Annotated in this window: 16 protein-coding genes; 7 read left to right on the forward strand and 9 right to left on the reverse strand. The window is 36.7% G+C overall.

The window, feature by feature from the left end; genetic code table 11:
• Positions 1–51: 51 nt before the first annotated feature.
• Positions 52–366 (forward strand): cell division suppressor protein YneA, encoded by a 315-nt coding sequence (locus FH508_RS06535; RefSeq protein WP_173478223.1) that lies wholly within the window; start codon positions 52–54, stop codon positions 364–366.
• On the forward strand, positions 363–1,028 hold the full coding sequence (locus FH508_RS06540; RefSeq protein WP_173478224.1) for a YneB family resolvase-like protein: 666 nt from the start codon (positions 363–365) through the stop codon (positions 1,026–1,028). Before FH508_RS06535 ends, FH508_RS06540 begins: the two co-directional genes overlap by 4 nt.
• A 73-nt stretch (positions 1,029–1,101) precedes the next feature.
• On the opposite strand, the gene FH508_RS06545 is transcribed toward FH508_RS06540, so the two are convergent.
• Positions 1,102–1,617 (reverse strand): GNAT family N-acetyltransferase, encoded by a 516-nt coding sequence (locus FH508_RS06545; protein WP_173478225.1) that lies wholly within the window; start codon positions 1,615–1,617, stop codon positions 1,102–1,104.
• 185 nt (positions 1,618–1,802) lie between these two features.
• Between FH508_RS06545 and FH508_RS06550 the strand changes: the two genes are divergently transcribed.
• Both FH508_RS06550 and tkt read left to right on the forward strand, forming a co-directional pair.
• On the forward strand, positions 1,803–2,036 hold the full coding sequence (locus FH508_RS06550; RefSeq protein ID WP_173478226.1) for a DUF896 domain-containing protein: 234 nt from the start codon (positions 1,803–1,805) through the stop codon (positions 2,034–2,036).
• A gap of 218 nt (positions 2,037–2,254) precedes the next feature.
• Entirely contained in the window at positions 2,255–4,249 is a 1,995-nt protein-coding gene (tkt, locus tag FH508_RS06555) for a transketolase (RefSeq protein ID WP_173478227.1), read from the forward strand.
• Positions 4,250–4,573: 324 nt separating this feature from the next.
• On the opposite strand, the gene FH508_RS06560 is transcribed toward tkt, so the two are convergent.
• Entirely contained in the window at positions 4,574–5,041 is a 468-nt protein-coding gene (locus tag FH508_RS06560) for a hypothetical protein (RefSeq protein WP_173478228.1), read from the reverse strand.
• A gap of 254 nt (positions 5,042–5,295) precedes the next feature.
• Here FH508_RS06560 and FH508_RS06565 point away from each other — a divergent pair, with 254 nt between their 5' ends.
• Complete coding sequence (locus FH508_RS06565) at positions 5,296–5,808, forward strand: hypothetical protein (RefSeq protein ID WP_173478229.1); 513 nt, start codon at positions 5,296–5,298, stop codon at positions 5,806–5,808.
• A 116-nt stretch (positions 5,809–5,924) separates the two neighbouring features.
• Here FH508_RS06565 and FH508_RS06570 read toward each other — a convergent pair whose 3' ends face one another.
• The gene (locus tag FH508_RS06570) at positions 5,925–6,806 is read right to left on the reverse strand and encodes a LysR family transcriptional regulator (protein ID WP_173478230.1); all 882 of its coding nucleotides are present in this window, start codon (positions 6,804–6,806) and stop codon (positions 5,925–5,927) included.
• 99 nt (positions 6,807–6,905) lie between these two features.
• Here FH508_RS06570 and FH508_RS06575 point away from each other — a divergent pair, with 99 nt between their 5' ends.
• A complete protein-coding gene (locus FH508_RS06575) occupies positions 6,906–7,673 on the forward strand; it encodes a sulfite exporter TauE/SafE family protein (RefSeq protein ID WP_173478231.1) in 768 nt (255 codons plus the stop codon).
• Positions 7,674–7,787: 114 nt separating this feature from the next.
• On the opposite strand, the gene FH508_RS06580 is transcribed toward FH508_RS06575, so the two are convergent.
• From FH508_RS06580 to FH508_RS06605, 6 genes are all read right to left on the reverse strand, one after another.
• Positions 7,788–8,420, reverse strand: a complete 633-nt coding sequence (locus FH508_RS06580) for a response regulator transcription factor (protein WP_173478232.1) — start codon at positions 8,418–8,420, stop codon at positions 7,788–7,790.
• Entirely contained in the window at positions 8,395–9,432 is a 1,038-nt protein-coding gene (locus tag FH508_RS06585) for a sensor histidine kinase (protein WP_173478233.1), read from the reverse strand. Before FH508_RS06585 ends, FH508_RS06580 begins: the two co-directional genes overlap by 26 nt.
• Entirely contained in the window at positions 9,429–10,109 is a 681-nt protein-coding gene (liaF, locus tag FH508_RS06590; protein ID WP_173478234.1) for a cell wall-active antibiotics response protein LiaF, read from the reverse strand. The genes FH508_RS06585 and liaF overlap by 4 nt, the downstream gene beginning before the upstream one ends.
• Positions 10,110–10,159: 50 nt before the next feature.
• Positions 10,160–11,287 carry an alpha/beta fold hydrolase gene (locus tag FH508_RS06595; RefSeq protein ID WP_228134419.1) on the reverse strand — a complete coding sequence of 376 codons (1,128 nt, stop codon included), beginning with the start codon at positions 11,285–11,287 and terminating at the stop codon, positions 10,160–10,162.
• Between the two features lie 98 nt (positions 11,288–11,385).
• Positions 11,386–12,024 (reverse strand): PspA/IM30 family protein, encoded by a 639-nt coding sequence (locus FH508_RS06600; protein ID WP_173478236.1) that lies wholly within the window; start codon positions 12,022–12,024, stop codon positions 11,386–11,388.
• Between the two features lie 16 nt (positions 12,025–12,040).
• Positions 12,041–12,394, reverse strand: a complete 354-nt coding sequence (locus FH508_RS06605) for a lmo0954 family membrane protein (protein WP_173478237.1) — start codon at positions 12,392–12,394, stop codon at positions 12,041–12,043.
• A gap of 230 nt (positions 12,395–12,624) precedes the next feature.
• On the opposite strand from FH508_RS06605, the gene sirA reads away from it, so the two are divergent.
• On the forward strand, positions 12,625–13,050 hold the full coding sequence (sirA, locus tag FH508_RS06610; protein WP_173478238.1) for a sporulation inhibitor of replication protein SirA: 426 nt from the start codon (positions 12,625–12,627) through the stop codon (positions 13,048–13,050).
• Positions 13,051–13,112: the final 62 nt, after the last annotated feature.

Here is a 13,112-nt window from a genome sequence, read left to right on the forward strand (position 1 = left end):
ATCATAAGAACATACATTCCGAACAAACATTCTAAAAAGGGGTTATGATGAATGAATTGGTTTAAAAAAAATACACATATTTCAATTTTATTAGGCGCATTTTTACTTTTTGCAGGTTATCTTGTGATAACTGATCCTGGAGACATTACTTACACTGAAATTAATATTGAACATGGCGATAGCTTATGGTCGTTAGCAGAGCAATACCGTGGTAAAATGGGTACGGATGACTGGATAAAACTTGTGAAAGCCGAGAACGAATTACATAGCGTGAAAATAGTTGCAGGAAAATCACTCGTTATCCCAGTAGTGGGTGACAATAAGATACCCACCAATTCAATTGAAATTGCGAGAAGTGAAAGATGATGAATAAACAAAAAACGGCAGTTATTTACTGCCGTGTGAGTACCGAAAAAGAGACACAAAGTTCTTCATTGGAGCGACAACAAGAGGAATTACTGCGGTATGCTAAAGAACAAAGCTACGATGTGAAAAATGTTTTTTTGGATAAGCATAGTGGGTATGATGTTGAGCGCGAAGGATTGCTTGAAATGCTCGATTTTATTAAAGAAAAAGAAATAGATGCATTATTTGTGCAGGATGAAACACGTTTAGGGCGTGGTAATGCACGAATGGCTGTCCTTCATTTATTGCAAAAAACTGAAACAGATGTTTTTTCCATGCGTGATGCAGGGCCAGTACAATTAAATGAGATGGATACGATGTTGCTCGAAATTTTAGCGATTGTTGAGGAATATCAACGTAAAATCCATAATGCGAAAATTCGTCGTGGCATGCGCCGTGCAGTAGAAAATGGCTATCGTCCTGAAAACAACCTTTCCAATCGCGGCAATCCGAATGGTCAGGAGCGTAAGGAAGTGCCGATAGAAGAAATTGTGAAGCTTCGCAATCGGGGCTTTACTTATGAGGAAATTGCTACGACACTTAGAGGTCTTGGCTTCGATGTAAGTAAAGCAACCGTACATAGGCGATATCAAGAATATCAAGAAAGGTTAGCGGGCAATTAATTTGCACTGCTAGTCTTTTTTTATGGGTAAAAACGCTCCTGAATAAGATAGATAGTATGAATTAATTTTCCATTTAAGCTAGCCATTCATCTTGTAAAATAGCGTAATAGTATTCATCCCACCAATCGTCACCATACGGAATACATTTTTTAAAGTATCCTTCACGGCGCATACCGATTTTCTCCATCACACGGTAGGAGGCAATATTTTCGGGCTGGCAAGTTGCAATAATTCTATGAAGCTTCATTTTGGTAAACCCGTAATCCAATAGGGCGTGCGCTGCTTCTGAAGCATAGCCTTGACGATAAAAGGCAGGATTCAACACCCAACCAATTTCATATGTATGTTCGCCAAAGTAGGGATGGAAAACTAGATGACCAATGACTTGTTGCTGATCATGTAAAACAATAGCAAAATGTTGTGCTTGCTCTCCGCTATTATCAGTTATAAACTTTTGTACCTGCTCTTCAGAGAGAACACCTTCAGGCATGTAGTGCATTACCGTTTTATCGGACATATAGCTATAAACCGCTGGTAAATCATGTGATTCAAATTTGCGGATATGTAATCGCTTAGTTGTAATGTTCACCTTATTTCCCTCCAGTAAATTGTATATTTTTTTCCTTGTATAATTAGTTATACACGACTAACATCTGGAAGTCATGTAAATTATGGCTAAGAAGTGTTTTTAAGGGTTGGTATAACTGCATTTTAAGGGAAACCATGCTATACTTTGCATACTGAAGTAATAAAGGTATTGAAAGGTGTGTAACAATGTTATCAAAAGAAAAAATTAACCGAATTAATGAATTAGCAGCAAAAGCGAAAGCAGGCAATTTAACTGAGGAAGAGGCGAAAGAACGCACTTCTCTTCGCAAAGAATATTTAGATACATTTAGAGCATCAATGCGTGATACGATTGAAAATGTTAAAATTGTTGATGAAGAAGGCAATGATGTTACACCTGAAAAGGTAAAACAAGCGAAAAAAAATAAATTCTTAAATTAATATGTCACATTTAATCGAGTGCTAGAAAAGTCAATTTTCTATTGTTATTGCTAGATAATATTCGTTGTTCGTTCTTACATTTTTAATTGCAAGTTACAGAACGATGATAAAGTATGACATAAATCTTAAATAGTATAACAAAAGCATTGTTTTCTAAGACAATGTTTACTAAACTGTAGTAGAACAATATATAGGACGAGAAAGGATGTCACAACATAATGACTCAACATGCGGATCAACTAGCGATTAATGCTATCCGAACATTGTCAATTGATGCAATTGAAAAAGCAAATTCAGGTCACCCAGGCTTACCGATGGGGGCAGCGCCAATGGCTTACACGCTTTGGACAAAACAACTTCGCCACAATCCAGCTAATCCAAAGTGGTATAACCGCGATCGTTTCGTACTTTCAGCAGGTCACGGCTCTATGCTTTTATATAGCCTACTTCACCTTGGAGGTTACGGCCTTCCAATGGAAGAAATTCAAAACTTCCGTCAATGGGATTCATTAACTCCAGGACATCCAGAATACGGTCATACTGTTGGAGTAGAGGCAACTACAGGTCCTCTTGGACAAGGTATTGCCATGTCGGTTGGTATGGCAATGGCAGAGCGTCATTTAGCAGCTACTTATAATAAACAAGGACATGATATTGTCGATCACTATACATTTGCACTTTGTGGCGATGGTGACTTAATGGAAGGTGTTGCAGCTGAAGCCATTTCATTAGCTGGTCACTTAAAACTTGAGAAATTGATCGTCTTATACGATTCAAACGATATTTCATTAGATGGTGATTTAGAAAAATCATTCTCTGAAAACGTACAAAAACGCTTTGAGTCATATGGCTGGAACTATTTAAAGGTTGCTGACGGTACAGATGTAGATGCTGTGAACAAAGCAATCGAGGAAGCGAAAAAATCTACTGGCAAACCAACACTGATTGAAGTGAAAACAGTAATCGGTTTCGGTTCACCGAACAAATCAGGTAAATCTGATTCTCACGGTGCGCCACTAGGTACTGATGAAGTTGTATTAACAAAAGCAGCATACGAATGGGCACATGAGCCATTCCAAATCCCTGCTGAAGTATACGATACGTTCAATGCAGCCGCTGAAGTGCAAGGGGCACAATCAGAAGCAGCATGGAATACGAAATTTGAAGCATACAAAGCGGAGTTCCCTGAATTAGCAGCTCAATTCGAAAATGCAATGAATGGTAAGCTACCAGAAGATTTTGCAGCAGAATTACCAGTATATGAAGCAGGTAAATCTGTAGCAACACGTTCATCTTCAGGTGATGCAATTAATGCGATTGCAAAGAAAACACCATCGTTCTTCGGTGGTTCAGCAGACCTTGCAGGCTCAAACAAAACAACGATGAAAGGCGCAGGCGATTTCTCAGCAGACGATTATGCTGGTCGCAATATTTGGTTCGGTGTGCGTGAATTTGCAATGGGCGCAGCAATGAACGGTATGGCACTTCACGGTGGTCTAAACGTCTTTGGCGGAACATTCTTCGTATTCTCAGATTACGTTCGTCCTGCTGTACGTCTTTCTGCATTAATGGGTCTTCCTGTGACATATGTATTCACACATGACTCAATTGCTGTAGGGGAAGATGGTCCGACGCATGAACCAATCGAACATTTAGCTTCATTACGTGCAATGCCAAATCTTTCTGTAGTACGCCCTGCAGATGCAAATGAATCTGCAGTTGCATGGGAGCTTGCTGTATCTTCTGAAAACACACCAACTGTCTTAGTATTATCTCGTCAAAACTTACCAGTGCTTGACGCGTCAATCGAAACAGTTCGCGAAGGTGTTACAAAAGGAGCTTACACTGTATCACCTGCTTCTAAAGAAGTGGCAGATGCCATTTTAATTGCTACAGGTTCAGAGGTTTCACTTGCAATTGAAGCACAAAAAGCATTAAAAGCTGACGGTATGGACGTAGCAGTTGTGTCAATGCCATCAATGGATCGCTTCGAAAAACAAGATGCAGCATATAAAGAATCCGTTCTTCCGAAAGCTGTCACTAAACGTCTTGCAATCGAAATGGGTGCATCATTCGGTTGGCATAAATACACTGGCTTCGAAGGAGACGTTCTTGCTATCGACAAGTTCGGCGCTTCTGCACCAGGCGAATTAGTAATGGAAAAATACGGTTTCACAGTAGAAAATGTTGTAGCGAAAGTAAAAGCGCTATAAGATTAGCTTTCATAAAAAAACTGCAATGCTCTAAGGGAGCACTGCGGCAAGACTGTAGACAAACTCGGAGATTTTCGAGATTGTCTACAGTCCTTTTTTTATTTAAAATATTGATAAAGTCGACTACCATTGTTGATTTCCGTTGCGGGAGGTGCTAATTTTTGCAGCAATGAATATAAAAAAAGCTTGCTACATGTACATAGCAAGCCGCTTAATTGAAAGAGTGTTCTTGATGACCTATATTCAATTTGTCAAAAAATATATTTAGTGTCTTTGAAAAAGTGAAAAAAGCAACAGTCTGAGGGTAGCAAAAGCTACGGAATTTTATTTAATTATTCTTTTATACTGAAGACCAGTATAAAGGCTTCCATACCAATTGCTCGCATAAGATACAGCATAAGTTGCAGTAAATACTGCATCAAGTCCTGTAGTACCAGTATGACTTACTGTTCCGTGATCATAGAATGAACCATCTACTACATAAGTATATCCTGTGTTATCCAAATCTACTTTAATTGTTCCGTCAAATTTTTTACTACCCGCTTTAAACTCTTGTAAAAAAGGTTGTTTTTGAGTTACCCAGCCAAAAGAACCGTGTCGACAAGTTTCAACGATAACAATTAGTTGTGGTCTGTAACTTTTGACAGAAAGTGTTGTTGCTGTTTCCATCCAACCACAAGCTGCTTGAGTTCTGAAACTATAAGGAGGGTGTTGCATTTTTAATTCTTCTATTGACTTCCCAGAAACTTCAGCCGTTCTCTCTAAAGCCTGTTCATATGTAAGTTCTATCATATATTCGTCGTTTTCACGAATAGATTCTAAATCGGATTCACTTAAAGATGTCCCATCAATAATTTTTCAATTGAACTCGAACTCTCTTGTGCATTTGCGATTTTTCCTGAAAACATCAGTTGATAACCAAAAATGGAAACTACTATTAAAAGCGATAACAATATTTTTTTCATATTCTCAATCCTTTCAATATGATAATATTATTTAAAGAAATTTTATCATAAGGCATAAAAAAATGTAAAAGGTGATAGTAAATGATTAAAAATCTTTTTTTTCTCTTACTTTTTTTATTCTTATTAGTTGGGTGTTCAAATAAAGAAGATGTAAATAGCGTCAAAAAACCTGAAATAATAAATATAGAAATTGGAATTGTAGGTGAAATTCCTACACTAATTAAAGACAAAAGTATAAAATTTAAAAAAATTACTTTACAGGATTTACATAAAAAAAATGAAGACTCTTTTGATGCTATTATGATTACAAAAGATTATTTACAAGAAGCTTCCGATGAACAATATTCACAATTTTATTTAGATTCCTCTATACCTATTGTATTTGTGCAGTCTGACAAAGCTATTTCAGCTTTTATTATTCCTAACCACACTTACCAAAATACATTTGAAAATCACGCTCAAGATTATTTTATTGGTTATTATAAAGGTACTACTTTTGGCGTTGCTTTGAATGGAAATACAAATGAAGATTTAATAAATGGTTATTGGAGTTTATTTGCTTTATTAGATAGATTAAAACAAACAAATAAGTAAAAAAGATGTAAAAAAACAGTGATAAAAGTGAAAGCACAAGTAAACAAAAAGTACACCACGTATATAGTGGTGTACTTTTTGTTTGACCTTAAAATGTATCGGAATAGCATCTATTGTTATTTCGATATAAAATGTTCTTGTAAATAACTTACAAATTTTGGGTTTGTCAATTCGCTTTTTCTAGTACAAATAAATAAACTTTGCTTAATCTCTACATTTTTTATAAAGATAGGGGCCAATTTCTTCGTTTCTATGCTGTTAGTTACGCTAAGAAGTGGGGCGAGGACAATACCATAGCCAGCTTCTACAGCTTTTAAAGATTCAAATAGCCCTTGCATCTGTAAGCCAATCTTAGGCAATGGACAATTTTGAGCATAAAAAACAGCCTCTAATAAATCGCGTGTCGAACTTCCTTCTTCGCGATAAATTAATTCTTCCTTGGATAATGCACTTAACGAGACACTTTGATTAGCTAATGGATGTGATGGATGGGCTATAAATGCAAATTCGATCTCCATTAATTTTTCAAAATAAAGATCTTCGTGTCCTATATTACTTTGTACAACAAATCCGAAGTCTGCTTCGTAATTTCGAATTTTATCTTCCACTGATTTTACATTTCCTAATGATACGTAAAATTCTACACCAGGATACATTAATTTGTAATTTGCGATATATTCAGGTAGGACATAATTAATCGGAATGTAAGAAGTCGCAATATGAATTTTTTCTTCTTTTGCGACAAATGCTTTCAGCTTATCTTCAATTTGGGCTTCTAAGTGGAACAAGCGTTGTCCTTGTTCATAAACAAAGCGCCCTTCTTCTGTTAATTGAATTCCTCGTCCTTTACTTTTCGTTAGCTGCAAACCCAACTCTTTTTCTAAATTACGAATTTGGATTGTCACAGCAGGTTGGCTTAACCGTAATTCATTTGCTGCAGCCGTTATGCTCCCTAAATCTGCAACTTTTGTGAAAATTCTTAGTGCATGTAAATTCATTGTTATCACCATATTATAAATTTTTTTTATGATTAGGAAAAAAATATATATTTGTTTTATGTAAATTATAGCAGTAATTTAGAAAGAGAGGTGAGCGAAATGGTAATTTTCTTAAATGAATGGTTTTCAGTAAATGGATTGATGTTATTTTCTATCGGAATAATTGCTGCGATGATTGGTGTTATGTTTGGGGCAGCGGGCTTTGTCTTACTCCCAGCTATGTTATTAGTTGGTGTACCAATTCATGCTACGGTGGCAGTGAATAAGTTTGCAACAGGTATTTCTTCATTTACAAATGTCCTGACACTATTATTTAAAAAAGACATTTCTCTCAAAGAGATGTTGCCATTTATGTTGATGGCATGTTTTGGGGGAGTTACTGGTGCATTTTTAGCAACACGATTGTCCGAACAAATAATGAATATTATGGCTTGTATTATTCTTACTTTTTCCTTTTTTATTGTGCTAAAAAATAATAAAAAGCTAGGGATGGTTACAGAAGGCGATCAGGAAAAAAAGCCATCATCCATCACGCCATTTTTTATTAGTATGTATGATGGTGGTTTTGGTCCAGGCTCAGCATTAATGAATATTATGTATTTTATTAAGAGGCAACATAGCTATGTAAAGGCAGTTGAATTAACGCGTTTCGTGATGTTTTCCAGTTGTATGAGCGCTTTTGTATTTTATTATCTTTTTGGCATTGTCGATTGGGGGATTGCGATTCCAGTTACGGCTGGTTCGATTTTGGGCTCTCATGTAGGAATGAGAATGGTGCAATATATTAAGGTGAAATGGCTTCAAATTACACTGCCTGCTATCTTTATTTTGTTGATTGCACAAGTTGTGCGGGATTTATTGTTCTAAATTATATGTAAAAAAGGATAGCTGAATCAAATGTTCAGTTATCCTTTAATTGCTGATAGAACCAGATGAATCGCCACTATAAGCACTCAAATCGCCACAAAAACAGCACTACAATTACTTTGCTAAACCATTTTGGAAGGCGTAGACGACGGCTTGTGTACGATCTTGAACATCTAATTTGGCTAAAATATTGCTGACATGGGTTTTCACCGTTTTTAATGCGATGTATAAGTCATCGGCGATTTCTTGATTTGCTTTGCCCTTTGCCATTAATAGAAGAACTTCCATTTCTCGGTCTGTTAATTGCTCATAAAGCGGTGTGTTCGAACCATAGCGCATACGATGCATCATTTTAGATGTGACTTCTGGCTCTAATACTGTCTGGCCGCCGATGGTTTTTCGGATGGCGTCAGCAATTTGCTTAGCGTTGGATGTTTTTAAAATATAGCTAATTGCACCAGCCTCCAAAGCTGGATAAACTTTATCATCATCTAAAAAGCTTGTGACCATCATGATTTTTGCTTCTGGCCATGCTTCTAATATTTTTGCAGTTGCTTCTGCGCCTGTCATGACAGGCATGACATTGTCCATTAAAATAATATCGGGGCGAAGGGCAAGGGCACGTTCTACAGCCTCTACACCATTTTCCGCTTCGCCAACAACCGTAATATCAGGCTGTGCTGACAAGTAGGCAGATACGCCAATTCGGACCATCTCATGGTCATCCACTATTAGTACTTGTATCAACTTCAACAACCTCCTTCTGTAGGGGAACTTTTACCTCTACAATCGTACCTTCTCCAGGTACAGAAACAATTTTATACGTACAGCCAATTTCAACTGCTCGCTCGGCGATATTTTGTAGTCCATAGGAAGTCGATTTGTCTGCTTCCACATCAAAGCCGAGGCCATTATCTTGTATCCGTAAAATCGCCAAATCATCTCGTGCAACAAGCAATAATTCAACCTCTGTTGCCTTTGAATGGCGTAACGTATTTGATAAAGCTTCCTGCGCAATGCGGAATAAGTGATCTTCCTCTGCCTTTGATAAAGATATTTCCTCTAGCTCATATTCAATATGAAAATAGACTTTTTGTTGAAGCTCAATAATTAATTCTTCTAAGCCTTGAGCAAGGGTTTTATTGTGTAAGGCAACAGGGCGTAAATGTAATAATAATGCGCGCATTTCAAGCTGTGCCTGCTGTACAACTTTTTCTACTTGCTTTAAACTTTTAGCATTTTCATTGCTTTCTGTTAAGGCAGAAAGTAACATCGAAGCGGCAAATAATTGCTGTGAAACGGAGTCATGCAGTTCACGTGCTAGACGTTGTCGTTCAGCAATAATACGCTCTTGGATGACTTTATCGTTCGCTTCAGCGCGTTCATTGGAAAGACGCTGTAAGCTTTTTCGTTGTGTATCAATTAGCTCGCTCGTTTGCACAAGTGCTTTTTTTAGTGGCTTCGGTAGAGCCTGTTTTTTAGGAAGTACAAAATCAGGCTCGATTAATTCCTTCACAAAGCGGGTAGCTTGTGCTTCGCGCGCTCGAGCTGTCATACTAATCCAGCATGAAATGATGAAACTAAGTGCAAATAGACTTATTAAAATAACGCCACCTAACGGGATATTATCATAGTTTTGTTGCCATAAAGGCTGCCACACTTCTTCATTTGGTTCGCCCCAGACAGCGAAGAGAAGGCCGAATGCTGCCCCAATTAATATAAAAAATAAAGTAAAGACTCGCGAAAGAAATGCAATCATTTACGTAGCACCTCCAAATCTCCTAGCCATGTAGCAACATGAATAACGAGGGTACGCTTTGCATCTTCAGGGTTGCCATCTGAGAACACAATACTTTCATTCATGAGCCGCTGTGGACTACCTTGTAGACATGTAAAATCTCCAAATAACGTCGTGTAGTGTAATCGAAACGGAATTTCATAAGGAACATAAATTTGTACTTTGCCAATGCCTTGTCGAATAGTAACTAGACTCTGGCCAGCAGGTAAAATCGTTTGGGTTGTATCAATCGTAATGTCACCAGCAAGACGTTGAATTTGCACATCTTGCCATTTATAGGCATCTACAGGTGCAGGTATTGTACCAAATAGTTCATTTTTGCTGGCTGGTAGCTTTTCGAATTCTAAAGTAACGATTTTCGGTTCATTTTCTCGTTGTAAGTATTGATAGAGCATGTATAAGAGCAAGATAACGATAAATAGGCGCAAACTCCACATCGTAAAGAGGGAGATGGCGATAAAGAAAATCCCAGTCCATTTTAAAAATCGTATGTTTTTCGAAAAGCTTAAATAGAGCAAAATAGCCCCAATGATTAAACAAAAAGCACCACCATTATTGAAAATTGTGAGCTCTACAAAAACGAGTAAAAAGAAGCATAGTACCCAAAATGTCAGTTTATTTGTTGTAAAGTTTTGCAAGAGGGTCACCCTTCTTTCTACTAAATTAAATTCCGAGAAATATTAGAATTCTAGTCATGTGCTTCTACCATCGTTTTAATGGCATTCGGTATTATATCAGCATCGAGGGCATTCGGATAATGAGCAGAATGTTCTAATGTAATAAACTGTTTACCATTTGGTGCATCTAATAATTCATAATACTGTTGTGCCAATTCATAATTAGTCTGTTTATCGTATTTACCTTGAATAAAATATACAGGGACATCAATACGTTTGGTAGACTCAAAAAAGTTCGTCTCTAAAATTTCTTTTTTTAGTTCAGTGCTTTTTACTAAACTAAATTGTGGACCTGAAATAAATGCTTTATATAAATCATGTAGTGAGTAATCAGGGGAAGTAAACGCCCCTTTTATTAAATTAATGACATTCACTTTTTTGATTGTATCATCATAATAATTCATGCCTTTATATTGATTGATAAGATCGCTAAATTGATCTTCCTCGTCTGCAAAATACGGTCCTTTTCCTAAAGTCTCTAATACTTGCAGTGTTTTTTTATCATCATTCGCAATAGCTTCACTTTTTAACCAATGATAACCAAGTTCTTGCCCCTTACTACTATTCGTTAATTGAGCTATGCCCATATAGGCATGAATTTTTTCTGGATAGTTGGCTACTAATTGAGTTCCAATTACTGTACCAAATGATTGACCAATGACAAATATTTTTTCTTGATGATAGGTTTCTCTAATATAATCAACGATAACATTTGCATCATCTGTGAATTGACGAAGGTTCATTGTAGAAATAGATAATTCCTTGTTATAACTTTTACCTGAACCTCTTTGATCATAATACACAGCCACACAGTTATCGGTTATTTCCGAATACAATGTTCGAGCGCTGACGCCATATGGGAAAGGAGAGCCAGGACCACCATGTAAAAATAAACAAAATGGGTTGTTCTTATCTTTCCCTTCAACTAATAGAAACTGTCTGTCTCCATTTACATTTACTTCTTTTAGCTCACTAATCCCGCCATTATCCATTAGTTCACTACTTTTTTGTTTAATGTGTTGTTGTGCGATAAAACGATAACTACATAATAGAAAGGTCATAAATAGAAGTATAAGAAAAGTAAAAATACATATAGTAATCAATAGATTAAACCGTTTCCTTTTTTTATTCTTTTTCATGAATCATTATCCTTTATCTCTTTTTCTTCCCCCTATGCTCAAAGAAATGGGATGCTTCAATAATTGAGGCATCCCTTATTTCTTTTCATTATAACATGTTATTTCTTTTCAATGAGTAGGGGTGAAGTAGCTTCGGCTGAATTTTTTTCTAGTGCGGCAAGGCGTGCCTCAAAAGTTGTTACCTCATGATCTTTGTCGATACGGTAAGCAAGCTTATCGATATAAGATTCTAAATCCTCGAAATTAGCTTTATTGTTGTTGGCTAGCATACCGTCCATTTGATGGTGCGCACGCGTAACATTTTCTTTCCCCATTAGCTGTAATTGACGAACTTTCATATCTTTAATTTTATGCTTCATTGTTTCAAATTTACGCTCTAGCTCAAAGTATTCTTGCGTGCTCGCCTCAATGCTCGCCTGCAACGTATGATTGCGAGTTGTATAAGCAGCTACTTCGTCAGATGCGAAATCGATTAAGTCTTGTTCGCCACTACCTAATGCTAATTGAAGTTGCGCTTCACGTTTAGCGAGTAATTCGGCATTTTGTTTAAGCTCAAGTTCCATTTTTTCTTTTAGCTTACCTTGACGTTCTAATAATTTGCCTGTTTGCTCTGTTTGCTTCTCTGCCTCGCGAATATATTGATTTAACATAGCGATAGGATTTTTTTGTTCCTTTTTATCAAATACTTGATGTAAATCAGCCTCAATTGTGTATCTAAAACGTTGGAATAAGTTCATTAGTAATTCGCTCCTTTTATTTTGTTAAATTTGACCATTCTTTTTCAAAGTTAGTAAACGGGTCTTCTTCTTTCGCTTCCACTGTTGGGATTTTAACGTCTTCACCATTCCATTTTTTATAGATAACATAAATAATGGCGATTGCGGCAAGACCAATCATTGCTGGAATATTAGAAACAGCTGAAAGCACACCAATTAATCCAACAGTAAACCAAATGATTTTTGCAAATGTCGATTTACTGCCAATGTAGAAATGCATGCCTAGTGCAACGAGTACACCTGAAAATAATAAGCCTGTAATTGGGCCGATTAAGGCAAGTGCAACACATGCTGCAATAATACCTCCAGTTAGTAAAAGAAATTTTTTCATATGTTTTAGCTCCTTTCGTTTGTACCTTTATGTTACCTGTTTGAAAGATCATCTAAAACGGACTGGAAATGGATTTTCATCTAGGTCTTGAGGCTGAGCCATTTTTTTATAAGCTGAAACTAGAAGCTTTTCGACAAAAATAGAAGATGGTTACCTCCTTCGTTTGACAAATTAACATGTTTCAATCCGCTATACTTACGTTAAAGAAACTGAGCGAAGGGGGATTTCTGGTGAGAACCTATTCCATATATAAAATAAAAGAAGAGCATTTAACGTTTATTTTCGGCAGAGAGCGTAAGTTATTAGAAATGATGCAGGGCTGTGAAGATGCCAATGAGAAATCCTTAAAAGAACTCGCGTATATATGTGAAACTGTCCGCTTCGATGAAATTGCTGCAATGCTAGAAGCACAGCTAGATTCTAAATATGCTCATTTAGAACGGGCGCGGAATGCTTTATTTTTAGAGCATCCGATAAAAGGGAAGATGGCGATTTATTTAGTAGATCGTAAAATCTGTGTCTATTGTGAAGGTTCACGAATGCTTGATTTGGATTTATTTCAAATGCTAGCAAAAATGAGTGAGCGTTTTATTGCCTTTAATAAACAAGATAATGAGTGTGGTTGGTTAAAGCCGATGAAGTATACAATGCACTAGGATTTTTCACTATAATATATAGTAACACGCTAGTATTTGGTGTATAATGGAGCGTGGAGAGT

It is taken from the genome of Lysinibacillus sp. CD3-6 (genome assembly GCF_006351725.2).
In the GTDB taxonomy this organism is placed as follows: domain Bacteria; phylum Bacillota; class Bacilli; order Bacillales_A; family Planococcaceae; genus Lysinibacillus.

Bases quoted from the DNA above. Each gene is read 5' to 3' on its own strand.
- FH508_RS06535 (WP_173478223.1), top strand. From the start codon at position 52: ATGAATTGGTTTAAAAAAAATACACATATTTCAATTTTATTAGGCGCA.
- FH508_RS06540 (WP_173478224.1), top strand. From the start codon at position 363: ATGATGAATAAACAAAAAACGGCAGTTATTTACTGCCGTGTGAGTACC.
- FH508_RS06550 (WP_173478226.1), top strand. From the start codon at position 1,803: ATGTTATCAAAAGAAAAAATTAACCGAATTAATGAATTAGCAGCAAAA.
- tkt (WP_173478227.1), top strand. From the start codon at position 2,255: ATGACTCAACATGCGGATCAACTAGCGATTAATGCTATCCGAACATTG.
- FH508_RS06560 (WP_173478228.1), bottom strand. From the start codon at position 5,041: ATGATAGAACTTACATATGAACAGGCTTTAGAGAGAACGGCTGAAGTT.
- FH508_RS06565 (WP_173478229.1), top strand. From the start codon at position 5,296: ATGATTAAAAATCTTTTTTTTCTCTTACTTTTTTTATTCTTATTAGTT.
- FH508_RS06570 (WP_173478230.1), bottom strand. From the start codon at position 6,806: ATGAATTTACATGCACTAAGAATTTTCACAAAAGTTGCAGATTTAGGG.
- FH508_RS06575 (WP_173478231.1), top strand. From the start codon at position 6,906: ATGGTAATTTTCTTAAATGAATGGTTTTCAGTAAATGGATTGATGTTA.
- FH508_RS06585 (WP_173478233.1), bottom strand. From the start codon at position 9,432: ATGATTGCATTTCTTTCGCGAGTCTTTACTTTATTTTTTATATTAATT.
- FH508_RS06595 (WP_228134419.1), bottom strand. From the start codon at position 11,287: ATGAAAAAGAATAAAAAAAGGAAACGGTTTAATCTATTGATTACTATA.
- FH508_RS06600 (WP_173478236.1), bottom strand. From the start codon at position 12,024: ATGAACTTATTCCAACGTTTTAGATACACAATTGAGGCTGATTTACAT.
- FH508_RS06605 (WP_173478237.1), bottom strand. From the start codon at position 12,394: ATGAAAAAATTTCTTTTACTAACTGGAGGTATTATTGCAGCATGTGTT.